33 protein-coding genes are annotated in these 25,178 nt (G+C 42.2%); 31 read left to right on the top strand and 2 right to left on the bottom strand.

Annotation, left to right across the window (positions count from 1 at the left end):
* Positions 1–110 precede the first annotated feature (110 nt).
* The 31 genes from rplN to SALWKB2_RS10700 all read left to right on the top strand — a co-directional run bounded on the left by rplN (position 111) and on the right by SALWKB2_RS10700 (position 21,759).
* On the top strand, positions 111–479 hold the full coding sequence (gene rplN / locus SALWKB2_RS10845; RefSeq protein WP_025331700.1) for a 50S ribosomal protein L14: 369 nt from the start codon (positions 111–113) through the stop codon (positions 477–479).
* Positions 480–490: 11 nt separating this feature from the next.
* A complete protein-coding gene (gene rplX / locus SALWKB2_RS10840; protein WP_025331699.1) occupies positions 491–814 on the top strand; it encodes a 50S ribosomal protein L24 in 324 nt (107 codons plus the stop codon).
* Positions 815–824: 10 nt separating this feature from the next.
* Positions 825–1,364: a 50S ribosomal protein L5 gene (gene rplE / locus SALWKB2_RS10835; RefSeq protein ID WP_025331698.1), complete on the top strand. Its 540-nt coding sequence runs from the start codon at positions 825–827 to the stop codon at positions 1,362–1,364.
* 2 nt (positions 1,365–1,366) lie between these two features.
* Complete coding sequence (gene rpsN / locus SALWKB2_RS10830) at positions 1,367–1,672, top strand: 30S ribosomal protein S14 (RefSeq protein WP_025331697.1); 306 nt, start codon at positions 1,367–1,369, stop codon at positions 1,670–1,672.
* A 14-nt stretch (positions 1,673–1,686) separates the two neighbouring features.
* The gene (rpsH, locus tag SALWKB2_RS10825) at positions 1,687–2,079 is read left to right on the top strand and encodes a 30S ribosomal protein S8 (protein ID WP_025331696.1); all 393 of its coding nucleotides are present in this window, start codon (positions 1,687–1,689) and stop codon (positions 2,077–2,079) included.
* Between the two features lie 9 nt (positions 2,080–2,088).
* Positions 2,089–2,622, top strand: a complete 534-nt coding sequence (gene rplF / locus SALWKB2_RS10820; protein WP_025331695.1) for a 50S ribosomal protein L6 — start codon at positions 2,089–2,091, stop codon at positions 2,620–2,622.
* Between the two features lie 13 nt (positions 2,623–2,635).
* Entirely contained in the window at positions 2,636–2,989 is a 354-nt protein-coding gene (rplR, locus tag SALWKB2_RS10815; RefSeq protein WP_025331694.1) for a 50S ribosomal protein L18, read from the top strand.
* A 19-nt stretch (positions 2,990–3,008) separates the two neighbouring features.
* Positions 3,009–3,527, top strand: a complete 519-nt coding sequence (gene rpsE, locus SALWKB2_RS10810) for a 30S ribosomal protein S5 (protein WP_025331693.1) — start codon at positions 3,009–3,011, stop codon at positions 3,525–3,527.
* Positions 3,520–3,705 (top strand): 50S ribosomal protein L30, encoded by a 186-nt coding sequence (rpmD, locus tag SALWKB2_RS10805; RefSeq protein WP_025331692.1) that lies wholly within the window; start codon positions 3,520–3,522, stop codon positions 3,703–3,705. The genes rpsE and rpmD overlap by 8 nt, the downstream gene beginning before the upstream one ends.
* 1 nt (position 3,706) lies before the next feature.
* Positions 3,707–4,141, top strand: a complete 435-nt coding sequence (rplO, locus tag SALWKB2_RS10800) for a 50S ribosomal protein L15 (RefSeq protein WP_025331691.1) — start codon at positions 3,707–3,709, stop codon at positions 4,139–4,141.
* Positions 4,142–4,154: 13 nt separating this feature from the next.
* Entirely contained in the window at positions 4,155–5,471 is a 1,317-nt protein-coding gene (secY, locus tag SALWKB2_RS10795; RefSeq protein ID WP_025331690.1) for a preprotein translocase subunit SecY, read from the top strand.
* A 5-nt stretch (positions 5,472–5,476) separates the two neighbouring features.
* Positions 5,477–5,695: a translation initiation factor IF-1 gene (gene infA / locus SALWKB2_RS10790; RefSeq protein ID WP_003684714.1), complete on the top strand. Its 219-nt coding sequence runs from the start codon at positions 5,477–5,479 to the stop codon at positions 5,693–5,695.
* A gap of 18 nt (positions 5,696–5,713) precedes the next feature.
* Positions 5,714–5,827 carry a 50S ribosomal protein L36 gene (gene rpmJ / locus SALWKB2_RS12085; RefSeq protein WP_003697674.1) on the top strand — a complete coding sequence of 38 codons (114 nt, stop codon included), beginning with the start codon at positions 5,714–5,716 and terminating at the stop codon, positions 5,825–5,827.
* A 56-nt stretch (positions 5,828–5,883) separates the two neighbouring features.
* Complete coding sequence (gene rpsM / locus SALWKB2_RS10785; protein WP_025331689.1) at positions 5,884–6,246, top strand: 30S ribosomal protein S13; 363 nt, start codon at positions 5,884–5,886, stop codon at positions 6,244–6,246.
* A 16-nt stretch (positions 6,247–6,262) separates the two neighbouring features.
* The gene (rpsK, locus tag SALWKB2_RS10780; protein WP_025331688.1) at positions 6,263–6,655 is read left to right on the top strand and encodes a 30S ribosomal protein S11; all 393 of its coding nucleotides are present in this window, start codon (positions 6,263–6,265) and stop codon (positions 6,653–6,655) included.
* Positions 6,656–6,670: 15 nt separating this feature from the next.
* A complete protein-coding gene (gene rpsD / locus SALWKB2_RS10775) occupies positions 6,671–7,291 on the top strand; it encodes a 30S ribosomal protein S4 (protein ID WP_025331687.1) in 621 nt (206 codons plus the stop codon).
* A 24-nt stretch (positions 7,292–7,315) separates the two neighbouring features.
* Positions 7,316–8,302, top strand: a complete 987-nt coding sequence (locus tag SALWKB2_RS10770) for a DNA-directed RNA polymerase subunit alpha (protein WP_025331686.1) — start codon at positions 7,316–7,318, stop codon at positions 8,300–8,302.
* A gap of 18 nt (positions 8,303–8,320) precedes the next feature.
* A complete protein-coding gene (gene rplQ, locus SALWKB2_RS10765) occupies positions 8,321–8,704 on the top strand; it encodes a 50S ribosomal protein L17 (protein ID WP_025331685.1) in 384 nt (127 codons plus the stop codon).
* A gap of 448 nt (positions 8,705–9,152) precedes the next feature.
* Positions 9,153–9,539 (top strand): hypothetical protein, encoded by a 387-nt coding sequence (locus tag SALWKB2_RS10760; RefSeq protein ID WP_025331684.1) that lies wholly within the window; start codon positions 9,153–9,155, stop codon positions 9,537–9,539.
* A gap of 14 nt (positions 9,540–9,553) precedes the next feature.
* Positions 9,554–10,882, top strand: coding sequence for a tRNA (N6-isopentenyl adenosine(37)-C2)-methylthiotransferase MiaB (gene miaB / locus SALWKB2_RS10755; protein WP_025331683.1), 1,329 nt, complete (start codon positions 9,554–9,556; stop codon positions 10,880–10,882).
* 205 nt (positions 10,883–11,087) lie between these two features.
* Complete coding sequence (locus tag SALWKB2_RS10750; RefSeq protein ID WP_025331682.1) at positions 11,088–12,401, top strand: NCS2 family permease; 1,314 nt, start codon at positions 11,088–11,090, stop codon at positions 12,399–12,401.
* Between the two features lie 125 nt (positions 12,402–12,526).
* Positions 12,527–13,090 carry a beta-class carbonic anhydrase gene (locus SALWKB2_RS10745; protein WP_025331681.1) on the top strand — a complete coding sequence of 188 codons (564 nt, stop codon included), beginning with the start codon at positions 12,527–12,529 and terminating at the stop codon, positions 13,088–13,090.
* A complete protein-coding gene (gene nadD / locus SALWKB2_RS10740; protein ID WP_025331680.1) occupies positions 13,087–13,722 on the top strand; it encodes a nicotinate-nucleotide adenylyltransferase in 636 nt (211 codons plus the stop codon). The genes SALWKB2_RS10745 and nadD overlap by 4 nt, the downstream gene beginning before the upstream one ends.
* 62 nt (positions 13,723–13,784) lie before the next feature.
* Positions 13,785–14,174, top strand: coding sequence for a ribosome silencing factor (gene rsfS, locus SALWKB2_RS10735; protein ID WP_025331679.1), 390 nt, complete (start codon positions 13,785–13,787; stop codon positions 14,172–14,174).
* A 32-nt stretch (positions 14,175–14,206) separates the two neighbouring features.
* Complete coding sequence (rlmH, locus tag SALWKB2_RS10730; RefSeq protein ID WP_025331678.1) at positions 14,207–14,677, top strand: 23S rRNA (pseudouridine(1915)-N(3))-methyltransferase RlmH; 471 nt, start codon at positions 14,207–14,209, stop codon at positions 14,675–14,677.
* A 206-nt stretch (positions 14,678–14,883) separates the two neighbouring features.
* Complete coding sequence (dxs, locus tag SALWKB2_RS10725) at positions 14,884–16,761, top strand: 1-deoxy-D-xylulose-5-phosphate synthase (protein ID WP_038649072.1); 1,878 nt, start codon at positions 14,884–14,886, stop codon at positions 16,759–16,761.
* Positions 16,762–17,366: 605 nt separating this feature from the next.
* Positions 17,367–18,371, top strand: coding sequence for a tRNA dihydrouridine synthase DusB (gene dusB, locus SALWKB2_RS10720; RefSeq protein WP_025331677.1), 1,005 nt, complete (start codon positions 17,367–17,369; stop codon positions 18,369–18,371).
* A 43-nt stretch (positions 18,372–18,414) separates the two neighbouring features.
* Entirely contained in the window at positions 18,415–18,651 is a 237-nt protein-coding gene (locus SALWKB2_RS10715) for a helix-turn-helix domain-containing protein (protein ID WP_025331676.1), read from the top strand.
* Positions 18,652–18,683: 32 nt separating this feature from the next.
* On the top strand, positions 18,684–20,258 hold the full coding sequence (purH, locus tag SALWKB2_RS10710) for a bifunctional phosphoribosylaminoimidazolecarboxamide formyltransferase/IMP cyclohydrolase (RefSeq protein ID WP_025331675.1): 1,575 nt from the start codon (positions 18,684–18,686) through the stop codon (positions 20,256–20,258).
* Between the two features lie 33 nt (positions 20,259–20,291).
* Positions 20,292–21,098 (top strand): sulfite exporter TauE/SafE family protein, encoded by an 807-nt coding sequence (locus SALWKB2_RS10705; protein ID WP_025331674.1) that lies wholly within the window; start codon positions 20,292–20,294, stop codon positions 21,096–21,098.
* A gap of 25 nt (positions 21,099–21,123) precedes the next feature.
* On the top strand, positions 21,124–21,759 hold the full coding sequence (locus SALWKB2_RS10700; RefSeq protein WP_025331673.1) for an MBL fold metallo-hydrolase: 636 nt from the start codon (positions 21,124–21,126) through the stop codon (positions 21,757–21,759).
* Positions 21,760–21,954: 195 nt separating this feature from the next.
* On the opposite strand, the gene SALWKB2_RS10695 is transcribed toward SALWKB2_RS10700, so the two are convergent.
* Both SALWKB2_RS10695 and rmuC read right to left on the bottom strand, forming a co-directional pair.
* Positions 21,955–23,241, bottom strand: coding sequence for an AmpG family muropeptide MFS transporter (locus tag SALWKB2_RS10695; protein ID WP_232335742.1), 1,287 nt, complete (start codon positions 23,239–23,241; stop codon positions 21,955–21,957).
* Positions 23,242–23,439: 198 nt separating this feature from the next.
* Entirely contained in the window at positions 23,440–25,032 is a 1,593-nt protein-coding gene (gene rmuC / locus SALWKB2_RS10690) for a DNA recombination protein RmuC (RefSeq protein WP_025331671.1), read from the bottom strand.
* Positions 25,033–25,178: the final 146 nt, after the last annotated feature.

The following is a 25,178-nucleotide window of genomic DNA, read 5'->3' as shown; positions in this document are numbered from 1 at the left end:
TCGGGACCCAAGACTGGTTTACTAGAACCGTTAATGGTTTCAGACAGCTATTAAGTGGTAACAAGCTGACTGAAAGCGGTAAATTAAGTTGGATTTTTAAAGGTAATAACATGATTCAAATGCAGACCATCTTAGATGTGGCTGACAACTCTGGTGCGCGCCGCGTAATGTGCATCAAAGTATTAGGTGGATCTAAGCGTCGCTACGCATCTGTAGGCGACATTATTAAAGTGGCCGTAAAAGACGCAGCTCCCCGTGGTCGCGTTAAAAAGGGCGATGTATATAACGCTGTGGTAGTGCGTACAGCTAAAGGCGTACGTCGTAATGACGGAGCACTGATCAAATTTGATAACAATGCAGCCGTGCTGTTGAATACCAAACTGGAACCAATTGGTACCCGTATTTTTGGCCCGGTAACCCGTGAGCTACGTACTGAGCGATTCATGAAAATCGTTTCATTGGCTCCTGAAGTACTGTAAGTGAGGTTGCAATGAAAAAGATTAAAACTGGTGATCAGGTGATCATCATTGCCGGTAAAGATAAGGGCAAACAGGGTAAAGTAGTGCGTGTTTTGGGTGATAAAGTGATTGTTGACGGCGTAAATCGTGTTAAACGTCACCAGAAACCTAACCCCATGCGTGGGATTGAAGGTGGTGTAATCACCAAAGATGCGCCATTGGCTATTTCCAATGTGGCGATTTTCAATCCGGAAACCCAAAAAGCTGACCGCGTAGGTATCAAAGTAGAAACTGTAGACGGCAAAGTAGTGCGTACCCGTGTATATAAATCTACCGGTGCCGCCGTGGGAGCTTAAGGAGTAATCAATGGCTCGTTTAAAAGACTTTTATAACACTACTGTTGTTCCTGAGTTGACCAAACAGTTCGGTTACAAATCTATCATGGAAGTACCGCGTATTGAAAAAATTACCCTCAACATGGGTGTTGGTGAAGCGGTTGCCGATAAAAAAGTAATGGAACATGCAGTTGGTGATCTGGAAAAAATTGCTGGTCAGAAACCAGTAGTAACTGTAGCACGCAAGTCAATTGCAGGCTTTAAAATCCGTGATAATTACCCGATTGGCTGCAAAGTAACTTTGCGCCGTGATCGTATGTATGAATTTCTGGATCGTCTGATTGCAATCGCTTTGCCGCGTGTACGTGACTTCCGCGGTGTAAATGGTAAATCATTCGACGGTCGTGGTAATTACAACATGGGCGTGCGTGAACAAATTATTTTCCCGGAAATTGAATACGATAAAATTGATGCTTTGCGTGGTTTGAATATTACTATTACCACTACTGCCAAAACTGACGCAGAAGCTAAAGCACTGCTGTCTCTGTTCAAATTTCCGTTTAAGGGTTAATTATGGCTAAGAAAGCACTTATTAATCGTGAGCTGAAGCGTGAAGCTTTGGCAAAAAAATATGCTGCAAAGCGTGAAGCCATTTTCGCCATCATCAATGATGCTAACGCGACTGATGAAGAACATTTTCAGGCACGTCTGAAACTGCAGGCTATCCCGCGTAATGCTGCTCCGATTCGTCAACGTCGTCGCTGCGCTTTGACCGGTCGTCCGCGTGGTAATTTCCGTAAATTCGGCTTGGCCCGTACCAAAATCCGTGAAATCGCCATGCGTGGTGAAATTCCGGGTGTCATCAAAGCCAGCTGGTAATAGGAGTATAAAATATGAGTATGCATGATCCTATTTCCGATATGTTGACCCGTATTCGCAACGCTCAGCGTGCGAATAAAGTCTCTGTAAGTATGCCTTCTTCAAAACTGAAAGTAGCAATTGCCAAAGTTTTGAAAGAAGAAGGCTACGTAGAAGATTTCGCCGTATCTGCTGAAACCAAGGCGACATTGGAAATACAATTGAAATACTATGCTGGTCAGCCGGTAATTGAGCGCATTCAGCGCGTATCACGTCCTGGTCTGCGTGTGTATAAAGGTTCCAACGACATTCCTTCTGTAATGAATGGTTTGGGCGTTGTGATTGTGAGCACTTCTAAAGGCGTAATGACTGACCGTAAAGCCCGTGCCAATGGTATTGGCGGTGAGTTATTGTGCGTAGTTGCCTAAGGAGAAAACATGTCTCGAATTGCAAAACATCCGGTAGTGGTTCCGGCTGGCGTTGACGTTAAGTTTTCTCCAGAGGCTATCATTGTTAAAGGTAAAAACGGCGAATTGTCTCTGCATCAGCACGCTGAAGTGAATGTGGCATTGAATGATGGTCAGCTGGTTGTTACCGCCAATGATAACAGTACAAAAGCAAATGCTTTATCCGGTACAGTTCGTGCCTTATTGCACAATATGGTTGTGGGCGTGAGCAATGGTTTTGAGAAAAAGCTGCAGCTGATTGGTGTGGGTTATCGCGCTCAGGCTCAGGGTAAAGTATTGAATCTTTCTTTAGGTTACTCTCATCCGATTAACTACGAATTGCCTGAAGGCATTACTGCTACTACTCCTTCTGCTACCGAAGTAATCATTGCCGGTGCAGATAAACAGGTAGTAGGGCAGGTGGCCGCTGAAATTCGTGGATTCCGTCCGCCGGAACCTTATAAAGGTAAAGGTGTACGTTATGCTGATGAGCGTGTCGTTATTAAAGAAACCAAGAAAAAATAATTGAGGCTCACTGATGGATAAAAATGTAGCAAGACTGCGTCGAGCACGTAAAACCCGTGCCAAAATTGCAGCCCTGAACAAAGTGAGATTGTGCGTTTTCCGCACCAATAATCACATTTATGCCCAGGTTATTAGCGCTGAAGGTGACCGAGTACTGGCTCAGGCCTCTACTCTTGAGGCTGATGTTCGTGCCAGCATTAAATATGGTAGCAATGTAGATGCTGCTGTTGTAGTTGGCAAACGCATTGCTGAAAAAGCCAAAGCGGCCGGCATTGATGCAGTGGCTTTTGACCGTTCTGGTTTTCAATACCATGGTCGCGTTAAAGCCTTGGCTGAGGCAGCCCGTGAAAACGGTTTGAGCTTCTAATAAACTGGAGACCAGAAATATGGCAAAACACGAAACTGAAGAACGCGGTGACGGCCTGATTGAAAAAATGGTTGCCGTAAACCGTGTGACCAAAGTGGTTAAGGGTGGCCGCATTATGGCCTTCTCGGCTTTAACCGTAGTAGGTGATGGCGATGGTCGCATTGGTATGGGCAAAGGTAAATCTAAAGAAGTACCTGTGGCTGTACAGAAAGCTATGGATCAAGCCCGCCGCAATATGATCAAAGTGCCTTTAAATGGACGTACCATTCATCACGAAGTAATTGGTCGCCATGGTGCAACACGTGTATTCATGCAACCGGCCAAAGAAGGTAATGGTGTGAAAGCTGGTGGTCCAATGCGTTTGGTATTTGATGCAATGGGTATTCATAATATCTCTGCTAAAGTACATGGTTCAACCAATCCATACAACATTGTTCGCGCAACTCTGGACGGATTATCTAAGCTGTATACGCCGGCTGAGATTGCTGCTAAACGTGGCCTGACCGTAGAAGAAATTTTAGGAGCAGATCATGAGTGAGCAAAAAACCATACGCATTACACTGGTTAAAAGTCTGATTGGCACTATTGCTGCTCATCGTGCCTGCGCACGCGGTTTAGGCTTACGTCACCGCGAGCATACTGTTGAAGTGCTTGATACCCCCGAAAATCGTGGCATGATCAACAAAATCAGCTACCTTTTGAAAGTGGAGAAGTAACATGCTTTTGAATACCATTCAACCTGCTGAAGGTGCTAAACACGCGGCTCGCCGTGTAGGTCGTGGCATTGGTAGCGGTTTAGGCAAAACTTGTGGCCGAGGCCATAAGGGTCAGAAAAGCCGTAAAGGTGGTTATCATAAAGTCGGTTTCGAAGGCGGTCAGATGCCTTTGCAACGCCGCCTGCCGAAACGCGGTTTTAAATCTCTGACTGCTAATCTGAATGCAGAAGTGCGTTTAGATGAACTGGCTAAAATTGCAGTTGATGAAATTGATGTTTTAGTTCTGAAACAGGCAGGACTGGTGCCTGCTACTGCTCTGAATGTTAAAATTATTGCTTCAGGCAGTATTGATAAGGCGGTAACTTTAAATGGTATTAAGGCCACCAAAGGTGCGCAACAGGCCATTGAAGCTGCCGGTGGTAAAGTAGCAGAATAAGGCAAGGACTCAAGTGGCTAATCCGCAATCCGCAACAGGACTTTCAAAGTTCGGTGATTTGAAAAATCGTCTGTTATTTTTACTTGGTGCGTTGGTTGTATTCCGCATCGGTTCACATATTCCAGTGCCCGGTGTGGATGGTGCTGCTTTGACCAAATTGTATGAAAGTGCCGGCGGAGGCATATTAAGTATGCTTAATATGTTTTCCGGCGGTTCTCTGCAACGGTTCAGTATTTTTGCAATAGGTGTAATGCCCTATATTTCAGCCTCAATTATTATTCAGCTTGCTTCTGAAATTATTCCTTCATTGAAGGCTCTAAAAAAAGAAGGTGAGGCGGGGCGCCGTACTTTGACCAAATATACCCGTTACGGTACTGTTTTGCTGGCCACTTTGCAAAGCTTTGGTGCTGCTGCATTTGTTTACCAGCAAAATGTAGTAGTTTCCGGTCAGATTGAGTTTTATTTCTCAACTATGGTTTGTCTGGTTACAGGAACCATGTTTCTGATGTGGCTGGGTGAACAAATTACTGAACGTGGTATAGGTAATGGTATTTCGCTGATTATTACCGCCGGTATTGCAGCCAGTCTGCCTGCCGGTATTGGTCGTTTGCTGACATTAACCAGTCAGGGATCAATTAGTTATCTGATGGCTGTTGCACTGATTGTTGGTGCGCTGGCATTGATATATGCTGTTGTATATATTGAAAGTGCACAACGTAAAGTACCTGTGCAATATGCCAAACGTCAGGTAGGTAATCGCATTATGCAGGCGCAAAACTCTCATCTGCCGTTCAAACTGAATATGGCTGGGGTTATTCCGCCAATTTTTGCATCCAGTATCATTTTGTTTCCTTCTACTCTGTTAAGCTGGTTTGGTTCGGCAAATCCGGATAGTTGGTTACAGAAACTGGCTACATTATTGCAGCATGGTCAGCCTGTTTATATTCTGTTATTTGCAGCTACTATTATCTTCTTTTGTTATTTCTATACGGCTTTGGTGTTCAGTCCAAGGGAAATGGCAGAAAATCTGAAGAAAAGTGGTGCTTTCGTTCCGGGTATCCGGCCAGGTGAGCAAACCAGTCGTTATCTGGAGAAAGTTGTATTGCGTTTGACCTTTTGGGGCGCAATTTATATTGCTATCGTGTGCCTGATTCCGGAAGTGCTGACTTCTGCGATGAATGTACCTTTCTACCTAGGTGGCACCTCACTACTTATTCTGGTGGTGGTGACCATGGATTTTAAAACGCAAATCGCTTCTTACGTAATGAGCAGTCAGTATGAACATCTGATGAAGCGTTCTGCGATGAAATCATTATCATCACGTCGTTAAGTATTATGGCTAAAGAAGATACCATACAAATGCAGGGTGAAATTCTTGAAACCCTGCCCAACGCAACTTTTAAAGTTAAACTTGAAAACGATCACGTCGTTTTAGGTCATATCTCCGGAAAAATGCGCATGCATTACATTCGTATTTCACCCGGTGATAAAGTGACTGTGGAATTGACTCCGTACGATTTGACTCGTGCCCGCATCGTTTTCCGCGCCCGCTAAGAGTAGAAAGGAAATAATATGCGCGTTCAGCCATCGGTAAAGAAAATTTGCCGTAATTGTAAAATCATTCGTCGTAATCGTGTCGTACGCGTGATTTGTACTGACCCTCGTCATAAACAACGCCAAGGCTAATGGATAACCATAAGTCTTTGTGTTATAGTGACAGACTTTTGCCCTAAGGAAAAAATATGGCTCGTATTGCAGGGGTAAATATCCCTAACAATGCCCATATCGTAATTGGCCTTCAGGCTATTTATGGTATTGGTTCGTCTCGCGCTAAACTGGTTTGCGAAGCTGCCGGCGTTGTGCCGAGCACTAAAGTAAAAGATTTAGACGAGACTCAGCTTGATGCTTTGCGTGAACAGATTGCCAAATACCATGTGGAAGGTGATCTGCGCCGTGAAGTAACCATGAACATCAAACGTCTGATGGACATGGGCTGTTATCGTGGTCTGCGTCATCGTCGTGGTTTACCGTGCCGTGGTCAGCGTACCCGTACCAATGCGCGTACGCGTAAAGGTCCGCGTAAAGCGATCGCAGGCAAGAAATAATTGATAAGGAATAATAATGGCTAAAGCAAACACAGCTCGTGTGCGCAAGAAAGTACGTAAATCCGTAAGTGAAGGTATTGTGCATGTACATGCATCTTTCAATAATACCATCATTACTATCACTGACCGTCAGGGCAATGCATTATCTTGGGCTACCTCTGGCGGTGCTGGTTTTAAAGGTTCACGTAAGAGCACACCATTTGCCGCTCAGGTTGCGGCAGAAGCAGCTGGTAAAGTTGCCCAAGAGTATGGCGTAAAAAATCTGGAAGTTCGCATTAAAGGGCCGGGTCCTGGTCGCGAATCTTCTGTGCGTGCGCTCAACGCTCTTGGTTTCAAGATTACCAGTATTACAGACGTTACTCCATTGCCACACAATGGTTGTCGGCCACCTAAAAAACGTCGTATCTAACAGGAGTATTTGAGTATGGCACGTTATACCGGCCCGAAATGTAAATTAGCCCGTCGTGAGGGCACAGATCTGTTTCTGAAGAGTGCACGTCGCTCTCTGGATTCAAAATGTAAACTTGACTCTGCTCCCGGCCAGCATGGCGCAAAAAAACCGCGTTTGTCCGGCTATGGTCTGCAATTACGTGAAAAACAGAAAATCCGCCGTATTTACGGTGTGTTAGAACGCCAGTTCCGCCGTTATTTTGCTGAAGCAGCCCGTCGTAAAGGTTCGACTGGTGAATTGCTGCTTCAGTTGTTGGAGTCTCGTTTAGACAACGTGGTATACCGTATGGGGTTTGGCTCTACTCGTGCCGAAGCCCGTCAGTTGGTATCTCACAAAGCCATTACCGTGAACGGTCAGGTTGTAAACATCCCTTCTTTTCAGGTGAAAGCTGGTGATGTGGTTGCTGTTCGCGAAAAAGCCAAAAAACAGGTGCGAATTCAGGAAGCATTCAGTCTTGCCAGTCAGATTGGTTTACCAAGCTGGGTTTCTGTTGAAGAAGGCAAGCTGGAAGGTGTTTTCAAAAACATGCCAGATCGCACTGAATTGAGTGGCGATATTAATGAACAGCTGGTGGTAGAGTTTTACTCTAAATAAAGCTGGTTAAGTGAGGACAGTTAAATGCAAAACACATCCGAATTCTTGAAGCCACGTCAAATTGACGTTGACACCTTGTCTGCTACCCGTGCCAAAGTGTCTATGGAGCCTTTTGAACGTGGTTTCGGCCATACCTTGGGTAATGCTTTGCGTCGTATCTTACTGTCATCAATGAATGGTTATGCGTCGACAGAAGTAACGATTGAAGGCGTATTGCATGAATATTCTACACTTGACAGCGTTCAGGAGGATGTTGTTGATATTCTGCTGAACCTGAAAGGTGTAGTATTTAAAGTGCATGGCCGCACAGAAGTAACTTTAAGTTTGAAAAAATCAGGTGCCGGTGTTGTTACCGCAGCTGATATTGAGTTACCTCATGATGTCGAAATTGTTAACCCTGATCATGTAATCTGCCACCTGTCTGAAGGTGGTAGTATCAATATGGAAATTAAGGTTGAACAAGGCAGAGGCTATGAGTCTGTGTCAGGCCGTCGTAATAAAGACGACCACAAACGTATCGGCGCTATTCAACTAGATGCAAGCTTTTCGCCTATCAGTCGTGTCAGCTTTGAAGTAGAACCTGCTCGTGTTGAGCAGCGTACTGATTTAGATCGTCTGGTTCTGGATATTGAAACCAACGGTGCTATTGACCCTGAAGAAGCAGTTCGCAATGCGGCCTGTATTTTAATTGATCAAATGTCAATTTTTGCAGATTTACAGGGAACTCCAGTTACCGTGGTAGAAGAGAAAGAACCACCGATTGATCCGATTCTGCTTCGTCCAGTTGATGATCTGGAGTTGACCGTTCGTTCAGCAAACTGCTTGAAAGCTGAAGATATTTACTATATTGGCGATTTGATTCAACGCACAGAGACTGAATTGTTGAAAACCCCGAATCTGGGTAGAAAATCTCTGAACGAAATCAAGGAAGTCCTGGCTTCCAAAGGATTGACGTTGGGTTCAAAACTGGAAGCCTGGCCGCCGGCCAGTCTGGAAAAGCCACAAGTTTGATGATTAAAGGATAATGACATGCGTCATCGTAATGGTAACCGCAAATTAAATCGCACCAGCAGTCATCGCGCTGCTATGTTGCGTAATATGGCCAATTCTTTATTGACTCACGAAACAATTGTAACTACTTTGCCGAAAGCAAAAGAGTTGCGTCGTGTAGCTGAACCATTGATTACTTTAGGTAAAAAGCCTTCACTGGCTAATCATCGTTTAGCTTTTAATCGTACACGTGATCGTGATGTTGTTGTTAAATTATTCAATGAGTTAGGCCCGCGCTTTGCTAATCGGAATGGTGGCTATCTGCGCATATTGAAGTATGGCTTCCGTAAAGGCGATAATGCTCCGCTGGCTCTGGTTGAGTTGGTTGAGAAAGCACCTGAATCTGAAGCTGTAGCTGAGTAATCAGGCTTCACGAACAAGCCAGCCATTAGGCTGGCTTGTTTCATTTTGATTTTTTGCTTTATGGTTTTGTGAATAGTTTGAAAATGTATATTTATTTAGTTGTCGTGATGTAGTAATTCAGTATATATCTATAAATTTTAATAGGTACGATTCACTACTTTTTTCATCATTGAGTAAGTTTGGTTTTTTGTTATGATGCCGAAAATATAGTTATTTTAGGAATTAATCAATACACAAATAAAAAGCTGATTTTTGAACCGAATTTAAACTACTTGTTTAGTGTAAGTTTATTACCGTAATTCTATTTAAATACATTTGTTTGATTTAATAAGTTTGTATTTACTGTTTTAGCTTTTCAGAATTCGTTTTTCTTAAAAAGCTGCTGTTTATCTCTCTTCTGCGTATAATTATTGACGCTTAGCTGACTATTGTTATTTAAGGAGAAATCATGAAATATTTACGTTTAGTATTGTTGAGCCTGATTTTTTTATCCTCTTCATTAGTATGGGCAGGTCGTGTTTTACCTAATGATATTCATATAGTTGTATTGAAACAAGCAGAAGGACAGCAGGTTGTATTAGGAACGGCAAAAAAGGCATGGTTACGTACGTTAAGTCTGGGCTTAGTTAAAGGTAATAAAACATTTCAATTAAGCAGGGGAGTACGTATACATGATACAAATAATCGTTTTGTTACGTATAACAATTTGTACAAATTTAAGAATGCAACGATAGCAGTGCGGGTTGACAGAGCAAATCAGATTCAGGAAATCTGGGTACTGACTGATGAAGAGCAGGACGCATTAGTGAGACCCAATAATCCGCAGGTTGAATAATTATTGTAGGTGTTATGAAAAAAGTATTTATACGAACCTTTGGTTGTCAGATGAATGAATACGACAGTGAAAAAATGCTGTCTGTCCTGGCAGAAGGGCAACCTTTAGAACGAACTGACAGGGCTGAAGATGCAGATATTATTCTTTTTAATACCTGTTCGGTTCGGGAAAAGGCTCAGGAAAAAGTATTTTCAGATTTGGGTCGTATCCGACCTTTGAAAGTTAAAAATCCGGATTTAATTATCGGTGTCGGTGGTTGTGTGGCTTCACAAGAAGGTGAGGCAATTATTCAGCGCGCACCTTATGTGGATGTGGTTTTCGGTCCTCAGACTTTGCATCGTTTACCACAAATGATTCTTGATAAGGAAACCAGTGGTCTGTCACAGGTAGATATTTCTTTTCCGGAAATAGAAAAATTTGATCATTTACCGCCTGCACGTGTTGAAGGTGGAGCAGCGTTCGTATCTATTATGGAAGGCTGTTCCAAATATTGCAGTTTTTGTGTTGTACCCTATACGCGCGGAGAGGAATTTTCACGTCCACTTGACGATGTGCTTACTGAAATTGCCGGTCTGGCACAACAGGGTGTCAAGGAAATTAATCTGCTGGGACAAAACGTAAATGCCTATCGCGGCGATATGGGTGATGGTGAAATCTGTGATTTCGCGACGTTGCTGCGTATAGTGCATGAGATACCCGGTATTGAACGCATGCGCTTTACGACCAGCCACCCGCGAGAATTTTCTGATGCAATCATTGAGTGTTATCGTGATTTACCTAAGCTGGTATCACATTTGCATCTTCCGGTACAGTCTGGTTCCGACCGTGTTTTAATGGCAATGAAACGTGGCTATACAGCCTTAGAGTATAAACATATTATCCGTAAGTTGCGGGCTATCCGGCCGGATTTATGTTTAAGTTCAGACTTTATTGTTGGCTTTCCGGGAGAAACTGAGCGTGAGTTTGAGCAAACTCTGAAGTTAGTACAAGACCTGGCTTTTGATTTAAGCTTTGTATTTATCTATAGTCCGCGTCCGGGAACACCGGCAGCAAATTTACCGGATGATACTCCTCATGCCGAAAAAGTACGTCGTCTGGAAGCATTAAATACAGTGATTGAAGCTGAGACAGCGCGTATTAATCAATCTATGCTTGGCAGTATACAGCGCTGTCTTATAGAAGGTGTGTCTAAAAAAGATCCTGATCAGTTACAGGCGCGTACAGCAAATAACCGGGTAGTTAATTTTACGGGCCATCCTCGTCTGATTAATCAGATGGTAGAGCTGGAAATCACTGAGGCACATACTTTTTCTTTACGCGGAAAAATGGTTTTATCCGATTAAGTGATTAATCTTTCTAATAAGGGGAAACGCTGCATTAATCCATTTATCTGGATACCGGAACATGTACATTAATACAGTATAAAGGCTGTGCTTGTTGTCGGAATGTGATGCTATATTTATTTGTTTTTTCGTCTGGTTATCAATAAACATTTATTAATGATAACCGGTTTTGTCTGGCCTTTGTTCGGTATTAAAAGGAATTGGCATGAGCCCAGCGGGTACTTCTTTTCTGGATCGTTTTTTTAAAATTAAAGAAAGTGGCAGCAGTGTGCGCACTGAGGTGTTAGCCGGTCTGACTACTTTTCTGGCAATGAGCTATATTCTGGTAGTTAATCCTTCCATTCTTAAGGATGCGGGAATGGATTTTGGTGCGGTATTTGTGGCTACCTGTATTTCTTCAGCTTTTGCCTGCATGATGATGGGATTGGTAGCTAATTATCCGATCGCACTCGCGCCCGGTATGGGACTGAATGCTTATTTTACTTATGCTGTTGTAAAAGGTATGGGTATATCATGGCAGGTAGCACTGGGTGCAGTTTTTGTTTCCGGTATTGTTTTTATTATCTTAAGCCTGTTTAAGGTGCGCGAAGCGATTGTTAATTCACTACCGAATTCTCTCAAGTATTCTATTGGCGGCGGTATTGGTTTATTTCTGGCTCTGGTAGCGCTCAAAAGTGCCGAAGTAGTGGTATCTAATCCGGACACTCTGGTCAGTCTGGGTGATATTCATTCTCCTCAGGTGTTGCTGACGATCGTAGGCTTTTGTTTTATCGTTACTTTGGAGCATTTCCGCATACGTGGCGGAATTATTATCGGTATTTTGGTAATTACGGCTATTGCTTCAGTAGCAGGTCTTAATGAATTTAAGGGAGTATTTGCGCCGGTACCCTCTCTGGCTCCTACCTTTTTACAGCTGGATTTTCATGATTTATTTAACATGAGTCTGGTTAGCGTTATTTTTGTGTTTTTCTTTGTGGATTTATTTGACAGTACCGGTGTTCTGATTGGTGTTGCCGGACGCGCCGGTTTGTTGGTGGATGGCAAATTACCACGGGTAAAAAAAGCGTTGCTGGCCGATTCAACGGCAATTGTAGTCGGTGCCGGGCTGGGTACTTCTTCTACTACTGCTTATGTAGAGTCGGCAGCCGGAGCAGCTGCAGGCGGCCGTACAGGTCTGACAGCAGTGGTGGTTGGTCTTCTGATGCTGGCCAGTTTGTGGTTTTCCAAGCTTGCTGCCAGTGTACCGGCATATGCAACTGCGCCTGCTTTGTTATATGTGGGTGTACTGATGATGCGCAGTATGACGGAAATTGACTGGAAAGATGTATCTGAAGCTGCACCAGCATTTTTTACACTGATTTTTATGCCTTTCGCTTATTCAATTGCAGATGGTATTGCAATGGGTTTTATTAGTTATGCACTAATTAAACTGTTCTGTGGCAGAGTTAAAGAAGTTTCTTATATGGTGTGGATTATTGCTGTACTATGGGCTTTTAAATTGCTCTGGTTAGGTGCATAGACAGTTCGGTTTGTTAACAGGCAGCCGTTGGGCTGCCTGAATATTTTATGGTTTTTGTTCTTCGGGCTGATGTATCAATGTAATAAGATTCATGTAACGATTAAATAAATGCAGAGGGAGAAATTATGTCTTTAATCGATGAAATTATGGACTTTAATCAAAGATTTGTTGATGCAGAAGAGTATGAGCAATTTTTTACAGATAAATATCCGGAAAAAAATCTGGCGATTGTTTCCTGTATGGACGCACGGATTCTGGATTTATTACCCCGTGCTCTGGGATTGAAGAATGGAGATGCTAAGGTAATTCGTAATGCCGGTGCTTTAGTCACCCATCCCTGGGGTTCTGTGATGCGTTCATTACTAGTGGCTGTATTTGAAATGAATGTAACTGAAATTATGGTGATAGGGCATTATGATTGCGGCATGCAGGAATTACATGTGCCTGATATGCTTGACCGAATGCGCGCCCGGGGGATCAGCGATGAGCGCCTTGAAATTCTGGAAAATGCCGGCGTAGATTTCCATAAATGGTTAACTGATTTTGATTGTGTGGAAGATGCTATTATGCATTCGGTGAATATGATACGTAAGCATCCTCTGATGCCCAGTGAGATTAGGGTACATGGTCTGGTTATTCATCCGATTACCGGTAAGCTGAATATTGTGGTTAACGGAAATAAAGTATGAAACGTATCGGTTTGTTCGGCGGTACTTTTGATCCTCCGCATAATGGGCATATTCATATTGCACAGGGTTTTGCCGATGAGTTAATGCTGGATAATGTTATTTTTATTCCGGCTGGTGATCCATATCATAAACCGACGGTTATCTGTACACCGGCACTACAACGTCTTGCTATGGTGGAAAGGGCAATTAGTACAGACAAACGTTTTAGTGTGTCTGATTGCGATGTACTACGTAATGGACCTACATATACTATTGATACAGTATCTCTGTTTCGTCAGGTATTTCCGCAGACTCAGTTATGGTGGTTGCTGGGAATGGATTCATTGTTGCAATTACCTCACTGGCATCGCTATCAGGCTCTGCTACAAAGTGTGAATCTGGCAATTGCTCAGCGCGGTCAACAGAGATTAACCGATTTGCCGGAATCATTGCAGCAATGGTTGCCAGATGCACTGGCTAAAAATATGACTGTACCGGATGGTAGTGATGGCGGACGTGCAGTTTTATTACAAACATCATTTTTACCAGTCAGCTCAACTGATATTCGTGCAAAATGGTCATCAGGTCATCATGATGATGTTCCGGAGACTGTGGCTGAATACATCGACCATGAAGGTCTTTATCAGGCATAATTTATATTTATAGAGTATTTCTAAGCTGGAAATGCTTTTAACATAATAGGGTATTTTACTATATGGATGAAAATCTTATCGCTCAATGGGAAAATATGGTAGCCGTTAGCGTTAATGCACTTGAAGATATTAAAGGAAAAGATATTATTGTGCTGGATACTTCAGCACAAACTTCACTGTTTTCACGCATGATTATTGCCAGTGGTGACAGTACACGTCAGGTGAAAGCTCTGGCCAATAATGTGGCTGTCGATTTGAAAGAGGCTGGTTATGAAATTATCAGCACTGAAGGTCTTGATAGCGGTGAATGGGCATTGGTTGATGCCGGTGATCTGGTTGTGCATGTTATGCAGCCGGCAGTACGCGATTATTATGATATTGAAGCTTTGTGGGGTGGTGAAAAACCTTCCTTTCATGCAGGGGCAGCTAAGCCATGGCAGGCTGCAGATTGATTTGTGCCGGATACTCATTTTACTGGAATTGAATGAATATTACTGTGCTGGCGGTAGGAACGAAAATGCCGCAATGGGTAGATTATGCTGTAACCGATTACAGTAAAAGATTTGGTCGTGAAATTCAGTTTCAGCTTAAAGAAATCAAGCCGGAAAAGCGTGGTCCCGGAACGAGTACAGCGCAGGCAATGGCTGCAGAAGAGGCGCGTATTGTTGCAGCCATTCCTGCGCATAGTTACTTGATAGTTCTGGATGAGCGCGGAAAAGCCCCTACTTCGATGGAACTCGCTAACTGGTTAAAAAAATGGCAGCATCAGGGTGATAATCTGTGTTTTGTTATTGGTGGTGCCGATGGTATGACCGATAGTTTAAAACAGCGGGCGAATTTGTTATTGCGGCTCTCCAGTCTTACTTTACCTCATGGTATGGTGCGGGTATTGCTGACAGAGCAGCTTTATCGTGCACAGTCGATTCTGCATAATCATCCTTATCATCGTGAGTAATTCAATAGTGTTGATTGGTAATTTAAGATTGAATTGTTTTGATTGACTGAAATTATTTGGATGAATCCGGATAAAAATAATTTATCGTCATACAATGAAATACCCCCGTGCAGGGGGTATGCTGGTATATAATTACTCTGCATTTATTTGGCAGGTATTTGATCTGTCATCCGGATTAATAAATTAATAATAAGCAAAGTCTGATCATGAATCCTACACCACTGCTTGATACCATTGATTTACCGCAGGATGTTCGTCGTTTACAAAAAACACAGTTACCTGAGCTGGCCGATGAATTACGCGCCTATTTACTGGAATCAGTAAGTAAAACAGGTGGACACTTTGCCAGTAATCTGGGGGCTGTTGAGTTAACTGTTGCTTTGCATTTTGTATATCAGACGCCATATGACCATCTGATTTGGGATGTAGGGCATCAGAGTTATCCGCATAAAATTCTGACCGGACGTAAGCAACGCATGAATACAATGCGGCAATGCGGTGGTCTGGCCGGTTTTCCTAAACGCAGCGAGTCTGAATATGATGTGTTTGGCGTCGGTCATTCCTCTACTTCGATTGGTGCTGCTCTGGGTATGGCTGTTGCTGATAAATTACAGCATAAAACCAATCGTAGTGTGGCTATTATTGGTGACGGGGCAATGACGGCGGGACAGGCATTTGAAGCGTTGAATAATGCCGGGGATATGGACATTGATTTGCTGGTTATTCTCAACGATAACGAAATGTCTATTTCACCCAATGTGGGAGCTTTACCCAAATATTTAGCGAAAAATCCTTTGCATGATGTAAAAGACTTAGTGAAATCTATCAAGCACAAATCAGAAAAAGTGCTGAGTCTGGTTCCGGGCGCTCTGGATGTGGCTCAGCGGGTAGAAAATAAAATTAAGGGGCTGATTGAAGAAAGCACCAGCTCCGAAACTTTATCATTATTTGATAATTTTGGATTTACCTATTCCGGTCCGGTTGACGGGCATGATGTGATTCAGCTGGTAGATGTATTGCAGGAAATGCGCAGCCGTAAAGGACCGCAATTGTTGCATATTATTACTAAAAAAGGGCATGGCTATAAACTGGCAGAAAATGATCCGGTTGCATTCCATGCTGTCAGTGCATTTGATCCTCAGCAGGGTTTGCATTCATCTGCCGAAGCTGCTAAACCCACTTATACACAGATTTTTAGTCAATGGATAATTGATCAGGCCGCGGCAGACAATAAATTACTGGCCATTACTCCGGCAATGCGTGAAGGCAGTGGTTTGGTAGAGTTTGAGAAGCGTTACCCTGAACGTTATTTTGATGTTGGTATTGCAGAACAGCATGCAGTTACTTTTGCTGCCGGACTTGCCTGTGAGCAGATGAAGCCGGTTGTAGCAATTTATTCAACTTTTCTGCAACGTGCTTACGATCAGCTGATTCATGATGTGGCATTACAGAATTTGCCGGTTTTGTTTGCTATTGATCGCGGCGGAATTGTCGGTGCAGATGGTCCGACACATGCGGGTGTCTATGATTTAAGCTATTTGCGCTGTGTACCCAATCTGGTAATTGCTGTTCCTAGTGATGAACGCGAATGCCGTTTACTATTATCAAGCTGTTATCAGCTTAATCAGCCTGCGGCTGTGCGTTATCCGCGTGGTACGGGTACGGGTATCGAAGCGGGATCAGATTTGGCTACAGTGGCAATTGGTAAGGGAGTAGTACGCCGCAAAGGAAGTAAAATTGCTTTAGTAGCGTTTGGTAGTATGGTACAACCGGCACTGACAGTAGCTAATGCTATTGATGCTACAGTAGCAGATATGCGTTTTGTCAAACCACTGGATACAGAGTTATTAGTACAGCTGGCAGCAGAACATGATTATATAGTTACTCTTGAAGAAAACAGTAAAATTGGCGGTGCAGGAAGTGCTGTGCTTGAAGCGCTGGTACAGCATAATCTGACTAAACCCGTTTTGACACTCGGAATTCCTGATATTGTTACTGAACATGGTGATACAGCACGATTGTTAGCGCAAATGGGATTAAGTGCAGAAAAAATTCAGCAACAAATTCTTCAATGGATAGAATAATTGTTATCTGAATAGTATCAGGCAGCTTAATAGAGTTTTTTATCTTAATAAAACTTTATTAAGCTGCTCTTTTAGTAGGATAGACTGGATTTGTAGCTTTCAATATATTCTGCCACCTAACTGTAACTAAAATCATTTAACTTCACTCACAAATAAAATAAATATTGCCAGCAGGCCTTAAAATCACTTTAAATATCACCAGTAATCTGCTTGTGGTTATTTGACCAACAAGTCGACAGGCTTTTTATATCTTCTTATCTAAGTACTGACATTTTAAAATAGTCGCTTTATTGCAGCAGAGATAAATATAAGCAAATAGCATAAAATTTATTATATTCTGGCCTGTTAGTCAGTATTTTACTCGTAATTGATTAATCAGTATTTAACCGATGCAGCAACTATCTATTTCAGCTCTCTGAAAGCAAAATGCAGAATATAAACTGAGCTATTGTATTATCGGGCTAAAACTATTTTATATTTAAGAAATAATTTTTTAAATTAATCAATGTACTGGGTTAATAATATTATTTATATTTGGAGTGAGTGCCTAAAAAATGTACAATATTTAGATATTTATTCTTCTTTCTCCGTTTGATTTAGCAATTATGCAAATTGGTTGTTATCAGCTTGCTACTCCGTTTGCCTTAGCTCCGATGGCAGGTATAACTGATAAACCTTTCCGTCAGTTATGCCGTGAATTTGGTGCAGGCTGGGCTGTAAGTGAAATGATTACCAGTGATCCTTATTTACAGAAAACTCGTAAGACTTTGCAGCGGGCAGACTACGACGGTGAAAGCGGGGTCAGGGTAGTACAGATTGCGGGTAGTGATCCGCAGCAGCTGGCCGAGGCTGCCTGCTATAATGTAGCCCGTGGTGCTGAAGTAATTGATATTAATATGGGCTGCCCGGCAAAAAAAGTATGTAATGTATTGGCTGGCAGTGCTCTATTACAAAATGAATCGCTGGTTAAGGCTATTTTGCAAACCGTTGTCGGTGCAGTTGATGTTCCGGTAACGCTGAAAACCCGTCTGGGATGGGATGACGATCATCGTAATATTTTAACCATTGCGCAAATAGCTGAACAGGCAGGAATTGCTGCTCTTGCTATCCACGGCCGAACACGAACGCAAATGTACCGGGGAACGGCAAGTTATGATCTGATTACACAAGTACGACAGAAGATAAACCTGCCATTATGGGTTAACGGTGATATTACCAGTCCGAAAAAAGCGATTGATATAAAACAACAAACCGGCGCCGATGGTGTGATGATCGGGCGCGCTGCACAGGGACAGCCATGGTTGTTCCGCGATTTGGTACATTACTATAAGCATGGTTGTTTACCGCAGGCACTGACCGTAGCGGAGCATGCACAGATTATAGTCAATCATGTTTCTGCTATACATGATTTTTACGGGATATTTACGGGGGTGCGCATTGCCCGTAAACATATTGGCTGGTATGTGTCTGGTTTACCGGAAGGTGAAATTTTTCGCAGACAGGTGAATACGACAGATGATGCGCAAATACAGTTGCAGCTGGTTAATGATTTTCTGGACAGGCAAGTAGCACAATTAACAGAATGGCCATGTGATTACCGTGAGCAATAAGCAGTTTGCCCTGAGTTATATAAGGAAAATGTAAATGAGTGAAATGCCTAAAGTTAGTATCGCTCAATGTATAGAGGCAAATGTACGTCAATATTTTGCTGATCTTGATGGTGAAATACCTTGTGCAGTATATGATATGGTATTACAGCAAATGGAACTACCGCTATTACGTTGTGTAATGGACGTATGTGATAACAATCAGACACGTGCAGCACAAATTCTTGGTTTGAACCGCAATACTTTACGTAAAAAATTAATCCAACATCATCTGCTGGATTAAATCAGTAATATTCGCATATTAAGGGAGAAATCATGGCTGTAATCAAACGGGCACTGCTGAGTGTATCAGACAAAACAGGTGTAATTGAATTTGCGCATCAGCTGGCACAACTGGGGGTTGAATTACTGTCAACCGGCGGCACAGCCAGTTTACTGGCTGATGCCGGTATTGCTGTCACTGAAGTGGCAGACTATACGGGTTTTCCGGAAATGCTGGACGGACGGGTTAAAACATTACATCCGAAAATTCATGGCGGTATTCTGGGACGACGTGACTGTCCTGAGCATGTAGCACAAATGGCAGAGCATGATATTGGAACCATTGATCTGGTTTGTGTAAATTTGTATCCATTTGCGGCAACAGTAGCTAAACCTGACTGCACACTGGAAGATGCTATTGAAAACATTGATATTGGTGGTCCGACAATGGTGCGTTCTGCAGCCAAAAACTGGCGGGATGTAGCCATTGTTACAGATTATCATGATTATGAAGCCGTTATTGCCGAAATACAGCAGCTTGGCAGTTTATCCGCGCAAACGCGTTTTAATCTGGCACGAAAAGCTTTTGCCCATACAGCTCAATATGACGGCATGATCACTAATTACCTGACTCGTATTAACGATCAAAATCTGTCTGGAAAGCCGCAATTACACACTTTTCCTCAGCAATATAACCAGAACTGGTTGAAAGTGCAGGATTTACGCTATGGAGAAAATCCTCATCAGCAGGCAGCATTTTATCGTGATGTGAAGCCGGCTGCCGGTAGTCTGGCTAATTATCAGCAATTGCAAGGCAAAGAATTATCGTATAACAATATTGCTGATGCCGATGCAGCGTGGGAGGCTGTTAAATCTTTTACTCAGCCAGCCTGTGTTATCGTTAAGCATGCTAACCCTTGCGGAGTAGCAGTTGCAGCGGATACGTTAACTGCTTACCGTCTGGCATTTGCTACCGATACAACCAGTGCATTTGGCGGTATTATCGCGTTTAACCGTGAGGTAGATGCAGCAACAGTAGAAGCAGTTACCGGTCAATTTCTTGAGGTATTAATGGCACCCGGATTTACTGCAGAGGCAAAAACCATTATTGCTGCTAAAAAAAATGTACGTGTGCTTGAAATTCCCTTGTCAGCCGGAGCCAATCAGTTTGAATTAAAGCGTGTTGGCGGTGGTCTGCTGGTACAGACACCGGATAATCATCAGATCGAAAAAGCACAATTGCAGGTAGTCACATTACGTTCACCGACTGAACAGGAAATGCATGATTTACTGTTTGTATGGAAAGTGGCGAAATACGTAAAATCGAATGCAATTGTTTTTGGCAAAGACGGTCAAACCTACGGTATCGGGGCCGGTCAGATGAGCAGAGTTGATTCAACCAGAATCGCTGCCCGTAAGGCACAGGATGCAGGTTTTGAACTGGCAGGTGCCTGTGCTGCCTCAGATGCATTTTTTCCTTTCAGAGATGGTGTAGATGTAATTGCTGCGCAGGGTATTAAAGCCATTATTCAGCCTGGCGGTTCTGTACGGGATGAAGAGGTGATTAATGCAGCTAATGAGCATGGTATAGCAATGGTCGTAACCGGAGTACGCCACTTTCGCCATTAATATACAGTATTAGTGCAGCAAAAAAAATAATCTATGGAACTGCTTGCTTATTTAATAATCGGTGCGGTAGCCGGCTTTGCTGCTGGTCTGTTCGGAGTAGGTGGCGGTTTAATCGTTGTTCCTATACTCTATATAGTCTTTATGCATGCGGGCTATGGTGAGACTGTCACCATGCATCTTGCGCTTGGCACATCCCTGGCCACTATTATGGTTACGTCAGTCAGTTCCATGCTGGCTCATAATAAAAATCATGCAGTGCTCTGGCCGGTGGTAGGACGGTTAACTCCTGGACTTGTATTTGGCTCATTCGCAGGTGCGGCTATTGCCGATGCTTTATCCGGTCAGAAATTGCAACTGGTTATCGGTATTTTTACTTTGTTTGTTGGCATCAATATGCTTCACAGTGCCAGGGTAAAATCCAGCAGACAGAACAGGCCGTTAATTAATCCACGCTGGCACTGGTGTGCAGGTGTTGTTATTGGCCTGGCATCTGCTTTATTTGGTATCGGAGGCGGAAGTTTAACAGTGCCTTATCTGAATCGAAGCGGAATAACAATGCAGCAGGCAGTAGGATCCTCCGCTGCATGTGGTTTGCCGATTGCGATTGCCGGAGCTTTAGGCTTTATATTCTTTGGAACGCATGAACACATTGATATAGCTCATACCATTGGTTATGTTCATATTTACGCATTTATTGGTATAAGTATTATGAGCTTTATCACTGCCAGACAGGGTGCTAAAGTAGCTCATCGGCTTTCACCGACAATGCTGAAGCAATGTTTTGCCTGTTTACTATTATTCATGAGTATATATTTTTTAAGCAAAGCACTATTCTTATAAATTTGTAGCAAAATAAGAGAAAATAATGGCTTTACAAATTCAAGTGATACCAGTAACACCATTTCAACAAAATGCAGCATTGCTTTGGGATGATGTCAGCAGGGAAGCAGTACTAACTGATGTTGGCGGAGAGGCTGAACGTTTATTATCAGCAGTCAGCCAGCACCAGCTTAAACTGCAGGCTATCTGGTTAACACATGGACATCTTGATCATGCCAGTGGTGTAGCCGATTTAACTGAGCAGCAAAGTGTTCCCGTGCTGGGGCCGCATCAGTCTGATGATTATTGGTTGCAGGCATTGCCTGAAATTACCGCTAATTACGGTTTTCCGGTTAGTAAACCACTTACTCCCACACGCTGGTTGGAAGATGGCGATGAATTATCCGTTAGTGAACATAAATTTATTGTTTATCACATACCCGGTCATACGCCCGGTCATGTTGTGTTTTACAGTCAGGCAAATAACCTGTTGATTGCCGGTGATGTTTTATTCCGTGAATCTGTCGGCCGTACTGATTTCCCGGGCGGAAATCATGCGGATTTAATTCATGGGATTCAAAGTAAACTACTAACTTTGCCTGATAGTACTCGAGTTTTGCCGGGGCATGGTCCTATGACTACTATCGGTCATGAGAAACTGCATAATCCATATTTACGTTAATCAGGTTTGCATTTAACTGACAAAGTATTCAAATTTATCCTGCAAAACCTGATTATTGAAGCTTTAATGCAAATATTTAGAATTATGTATTCTGAATTGAACCAGATCATTCTGTTTGCCAATTGGCTTTTGAATTAGGCACAAACTAAGTTCTGATAATCTCTTTTTAGTTTAATTATATGTACAAGCGCAGTACTAAGTATCTGTTACGTTTTTATTCCATGGCGCAACTTTTATTAATAGCAGCATACCGGGGAATGCCAGAAAAAAGCATAACCAGAAAAAATTGACATAGCCCAGCCAGTTAATCAGATAACCGGTTGTTGCATTAAATAAAGTTCTTGGTACTGCCGCCAGACTGGTAAACAATGCCAGTTGTGTGGCAGTAAAGGCAGGGTTGGTTTCACGTGCCATATAAGCCACAAAAGCAGCCGTACCCAAACCCACACCAATTGCTTCAACGCCAATAACGGTTGCCAGCATTAACTGCTGCTTTAAACTGATTACGGCAAAAGGTCCCTGACTTGCCAGCCAGACAAATCCCAATATAGAAAAAACCTGTACCAGTCCGAATAGCCATAAAGCACGATTAATACCTAATTTAATCATCCAGATCCCGCCCAAAATACCAGCAATAATTGTTGGCCACAAGCCGGCATTTTTAGCAATCAGACCGATATCTATTTTACTGAAGCCCATATCTAAATAAAAAGGTGTAGCCAGCGCAGTAGCCATACTGTCACCCAGTTTATACAAAAAAATAAAACACAGTATCAGCAAAGCATTTTTAATACCTTTACGATTAAAAAATTCATTAAAAGGAGCAATAACTGTCTGATTAAAAGATTTGTGAGTAATTACAGGAAGTTTGGGTTCTTGTGTCAGAAAGAAGGTCATAAATAGACCAGGAAGCATAAATAGTGCGGTAATGGCGAATACTGTCGACCATGGATGTGTCTCAGCCAGAATCAATGATAAAGAGCCCGGTATAATTGAGGCAATACGATAGGCATAAACATGAATTGCATTACCTAATCCTAACTCATTATCCTGCAATATTTCACGCCGGAAAGCATCCAAAACAATATCCTGACTGGCCGCAAAAAAGGCTACGAACACAGATAGAATTTTTATAGTTGTCATATTCTGATTAGGATTAAGCCCGATGTAGCCGAGTAAAGTAAGTAATAATGCAATTTGTGTGATAAACATCCAGCCACGCCGTCTACCCAGCCATGGTAATTTAACTAAATCCATCAATGGTGACCATAAGAATTTCCAGGTAAAAGGCAGACCGATAATGGAAAATGAAGCAATAGTTGCCAAATCTATATGTTCACTATGTAACCATGCCGGAATCAGATTAATCAGAAAATAATAGGGCAAACCAGAGCTGAAACCTGTAAATATACATATCAGCATATGTCGGCTAAAAATTCTGCGTAATAATGAAACAGATGATTGAGAGTCAGTTTGAGTCATTCGGATACAACCCAGCAGCAAATGATATATGCCTGAAAGACTACATAAATATTAATTATTTATGTAATTGGCAAGATGGTTAAAATTACTGTCTGTTAACAGCTCTTGTAAGTTGGTTTATAATTTAAATTACTGATATACATTTAAACAAAATCATATTTAAATCATCAATACATTAAAATAAATGGCGAACTTTTTTCAAAGTGAATCAGGAATAGACAGAGTTAGTTCTTCCTCGTCGTCTTCTGAGATTTGATAATGTTCTGGTAAAATTTTACCGCTTTGTACACCTAATTGACGTAATTTATTGGCTTTACTTACCAGATTACCACGTCCGTTTACTAATTGCCCCATTGCTTTCTGAAATTGTCCCTGAGCCTGATCCAGATTTTTACCTACACCTTCAAGCGTATTCACAAAACCAACAAATTTGTCATATAGTTTGCCGCCTTCTTTGGCTATAGCCAAAGCATTCTGGTTTTGCTGTTCATTACGCCAGATATGCGCAATTGTACGTAATGTCGCCAGTAAGGTGCTGGGTCCGACCAGCATAATCCGTTTCTGAAAACAATCATCAAAAAGCTGATTATCCTGTTGCAAGGCAAGTAAGTATGCCGGTTCAACCGGAATAAACATGAACACAAAATCCAGTGTATTTAACCCGTCAATTTCATCATAGCTTTTAGCTGAAAGATCCTTAATATGCTGGCGTACCGACTGAATATGGGCTGCCAGTGCTTTGGTCGCAGAACCGGGATCTGTTGCCTGAGTATAGCGTACATAAGCAGTTAACGAAGTTTTTGCATCAATAACGATCTGTTTATTCTCCGGTAAATTCACCAGAACATCCGGTTGCAGCCGGCGCTGCCGGCCATCCTCATCAATAACAGTAGAGGATGCCTGTAAAACATATTCACGCCCCTTATGTAAACCTGAATTTTCCAGCACTTTTTCCAGAATCATTTCGCCCCAGTTACCCTGATTTTTATTCTGGGTACCAGTTAATGCATCTGTAAGTGCTTTAGCATCATTGTGCAGCTGCGCATTTAACTGCTGTAAATGTTTCAGTTCAGTTTCAAGAGTAGTGCGCTCTTTAGCTTCTTTTTCATAAGTATTTTGTACAAGCTGACTAAATCCCTGCATACGTTCATGTAAGGGAGTTAATAACTGATTAAGACTGGTTTGATTCTGTTCACTGAAACGTTTACTTTTTTCTTCAAGTATATCATTGGCCAGTGATTTAAACTGATCAGTCAGACTAACACGGGCTTCATTAAGCAAAGTCAGCTTTTCATCATAAGTTTCACGTTCATGCTTTAATTGTGTAGCTAGACGACTATTTTCCACACGCACATGATTTAATTCTTCCTGTACCTTTAGAAACTCTTCTTCACGCAAATGCCACTCCTCACTACGTAACTGCCAGTCTTGTAGTTGCTGTTCTGCTGCTGCCAGTTGAGTAGAAACAGACCGGCACTGTTGTTGTTCCCGCTCTAAAGCCCCCTGAATATCGGTTAATTGAGCATTAACAGCTTCGGCTGCACTTAGTTGTTTATGTACGATCTGTAACTCTTGGCGGCAATTACAAAGCTCAGCATTATGATTCTGATTGATTTGGTGTAGATTATTTACTTCTGCCCGGATACGACTTAGCTCATTTTCTGCTTCAGATAAGAGAATAGAGCAAGCCTGATGTTTGTGTAATAATTTTCGATTTGATGTTACAAGTAATAAACATGAAATAGAAGAGATAATCAGAAATATCAAAATTAGCCAAAAAATAGTGGTCATGATTTATTTGAATTTGAATAAATATATTTAAAAAAATTAAAAGAATAATATGTATTTTATAAAAATCAGATTCATAATAAAAGCTATTTATTGGAAATACATATCAAATTTAGTGTTATTAAAATATCTATTCAATTTTAAATTAG

Source organism: Snodgrassella alvi wkB2 (assembly GCF_000600005.1).
GTDB lineage: Bacteria > Pseudomonadota > Gammaproteobacteria > Burkholderiales > Neisseriaceae > Snodgrassella > Snodgrassella alvi.
Note: the sequence above shows the minus strand (reverse complement) of the source record. Positions and strands in the feature narration are given on the sequence as shown.

What these genes read in the sequence shown, in the direction of transcription:
- rplN (WP_025331700.1), top strand. Translation starts at nt 111, where the DNA reads ATGATTCAAATGCAGACCATCTTAGATGTGGCTGACAACTCTGGTGCG.
- rplX (WP_025331699.1), top strand. Translation starts at nt 491, where the DNA reads ATGAAAAAGATTAAAACTGGTGATCAGGTGATCATCATTGCCGGTAAA.
- rplE (WP_025331698.1), top strand. Translation starts at nt 825, where the DNA reads ATGGCTCGTTTAAAAGACTTTTATAACACTACTGTTGTTCCTGAGTTG.
- rpsN (WP_025331697.1), top strand. Translation starts at nt 1,367, where the DNA reads ATGGCTAAGAAAGCACTTATTAATCGTGAGCTGAAGCGTGAAGCTTTG.
- rpsH (WP_025331696.1), top strand. Translation starts at nt 1,687, where the DNA reads ATGAGTATGCATGATCCTATTTCCGATATGTTGACCCGTATTCGCAAC.
- rplF (WP_025331695.1), top strand. Translation starts at nt 2,089, where the DNA reads ATGTCTCGAATTGCAAAACATCCGGTAGTGGTTCCGGCTGGCGTTGAC.
- rplR (WP_025331694.1), top strand. Translation starts at nt 2,636, where the DNA reads ATGGATAAAAATGTAGCAAGACTGCGTCGAGCACGTAAAACCCGTGCC.
- rpsE (WP_025331693.1), top strand. Translation starts at nt 3,009, where the DNA reads ATGGCAAAACACGAAACTGAAGAACGCGGTGACGGCCTGATTGAAAAA.
- rpmD (WP_025331692.1), top strand. Translation starts at nt 3,520, where the DNA reads ATGAGTGAGCAAAAAACCATACGCATTACACTGGTTAAAAGTCTGATT.
- rplO (WP_025331691.1), top strand. Translation starts at nt 3,707, where the DNA reads ATGCTTTTGAATACCATTCAACCTGCTGAAGGTGCTAAACACGCGGCT.
- infA (WP_003684714.1), top strand. Translation starts at nt 5,477, where the DNA reads ATGGCTAAAGAAGATACCATACAAATGCAGGGTGAAATTCTTGAAACC.
- rpmJ (WP_003697674.1), top strand. Translation starts at nt 5,714, where the DNA reads ATGCGCGTTCAGCCATCGGTAAAGAAAATTTGCCGTAATTGTAAAATC.
- rpsM (WP_025331689.1), top strand. Translation starts at nt 5,884, where the DNA reads ATGGCTCGTATTGCAGGGGTAAATATCCCTAACAATGCCCATATCGTA.
- rpsK (WP_025331688.1), top strand. Translation starts at nt 6,263, where the DNA reads ATGGCTAAAGCAAACACAGCTCGTGTGCGCAAGAAAGTACGTAAATCC.
- rpsD (WP_025331687.1), top strand. Translation starts at nt 6,671, where the DNA reads ATGGCACGTTATACCGGCCCGAAATGTAAATTAGCCCGTCGTGAGGGC.
- SALWKB2_RS10770 (WP_025331686.1), top strand. Translation starts at nt 7,316, where the DNA reads ATGCAAAACACATCCGAATTCTTGAAGCCACGTCAAATTGACGTTGAC.
- rplQ (WP_025331685.1), top strand. Translation starts at nt 8,321, where the DNA reads ATGCGTCATCGTAATGGTAACCGCAAATTAAATCGCACCAGCAGTCAT.
- SALWKB2_RS10760 (WP_025331684.1), top strand. Translation starts at nt 9,153, where the DNA reads ATGAAATATTTACGTTTAGTATTGTTGAGCCTGATTTTTTTATCCTCT.
- miaB (WP_025331683.1), top strand. Translation starts at nt 9,554, where the DNA reads ATGAAAAAAGTATTTATACGAACCTTTGGTTGTCAGATGAATGAATAC.
- SALWKB2_RS10750 (WP_025331682.1), top strand. Translation starts at nt 11,088, where the DNA reads ATGAGCCCAGCGGGTACTTCTTTTCTGGATCGTTTTTTTAAAATTAAA.
- SALWKB2_RS10745 (WP_025331681.1), top strand. Translation starts at nt 12,527, where the DNA reads ATGTCTTTAATCGATGAAATTATGGACTTTAATCAAAGATTTGTTGAT.
- nadD (WP_025331680.1), top strand. Translation starts at nt 13,087, where the DNA reads ATGAAACGTATCGGTTTGTTCGGCGGTACTTTTGATCCTCCGCATAAT.
- rsfS (WP_025331679.1), top strand. Translation starts at nt 13,785, where the DNA reads ATGGATGAAAATCTTATCGCTCAATGGGAAAATATGGTAGCCGTTAGC.
- rlmH (WP_025331678.1), top strand. Translation starts at nt 14,207, where the DNA reads ATGAATATTACTGTGCTGGCGGTAGGAACGAAAATGCCGCAATGGGTA.
- dxs (WP_038649072.1), top strand. Translation starts at nt 14,884, where the DNA reads ATGAATCCTACACCACTGCTTGATACCATTGATTTACCGCAGGATGTT.
- dusB (WP_025331677.1), top strand. Translation starts at nt 17,367, where the DNA reads ATGCAAATTGGTTGTTATCAGCTTGCTACTCCGTTTGCCTTAGCTCCG.
- SALWKB2_RS10715 (WP_025331676.1), top strand. Translation starts at nt 18,415, where the DNA reads ATGCCTAAAGTTAGTATCGCTCAATGTATAGAGGCAAATGTACGTCAA.
- purH (WP_025331675.1), top strand. Translation starts at nt 18,684, where the DNA reads ATGGCTGTAATCAAACGGGCACTGCTGAGTGTATCAGACAAAACAGGT.
- SALWKB2_RS10705 (WP_025331674.1), top strand. Translation starts at nt 20,292, where the DNA reads ATGGAACTGCTTGCTTATTTAATAATCGGTGCGGTAGCCGGCTTTGCT.
- SALWKB2_RS10700 (WP_025331673.1), top strand. Translation starts at nt 21,124, where the DNA reads ATGGCTTTACAAATTCAAGTGATACCAGTAACACCATTTCAACAAAAT.
- SALWKB2_RS10695 (WP_232335742.1), bottom strand. Translation starts at nt 23,241, where the DNA reads ATGACTCAAACTGACTCTCAATCATCTGTTTCATTATTACGCAGAATT.
- rmuC (WP_025331671.1), bottom strand. Translation starts at nt 25,032, where the DNA reads ATGACCACTATTTTTTGGCTAATTTTGATATTTCTGATTATCTCTTCT.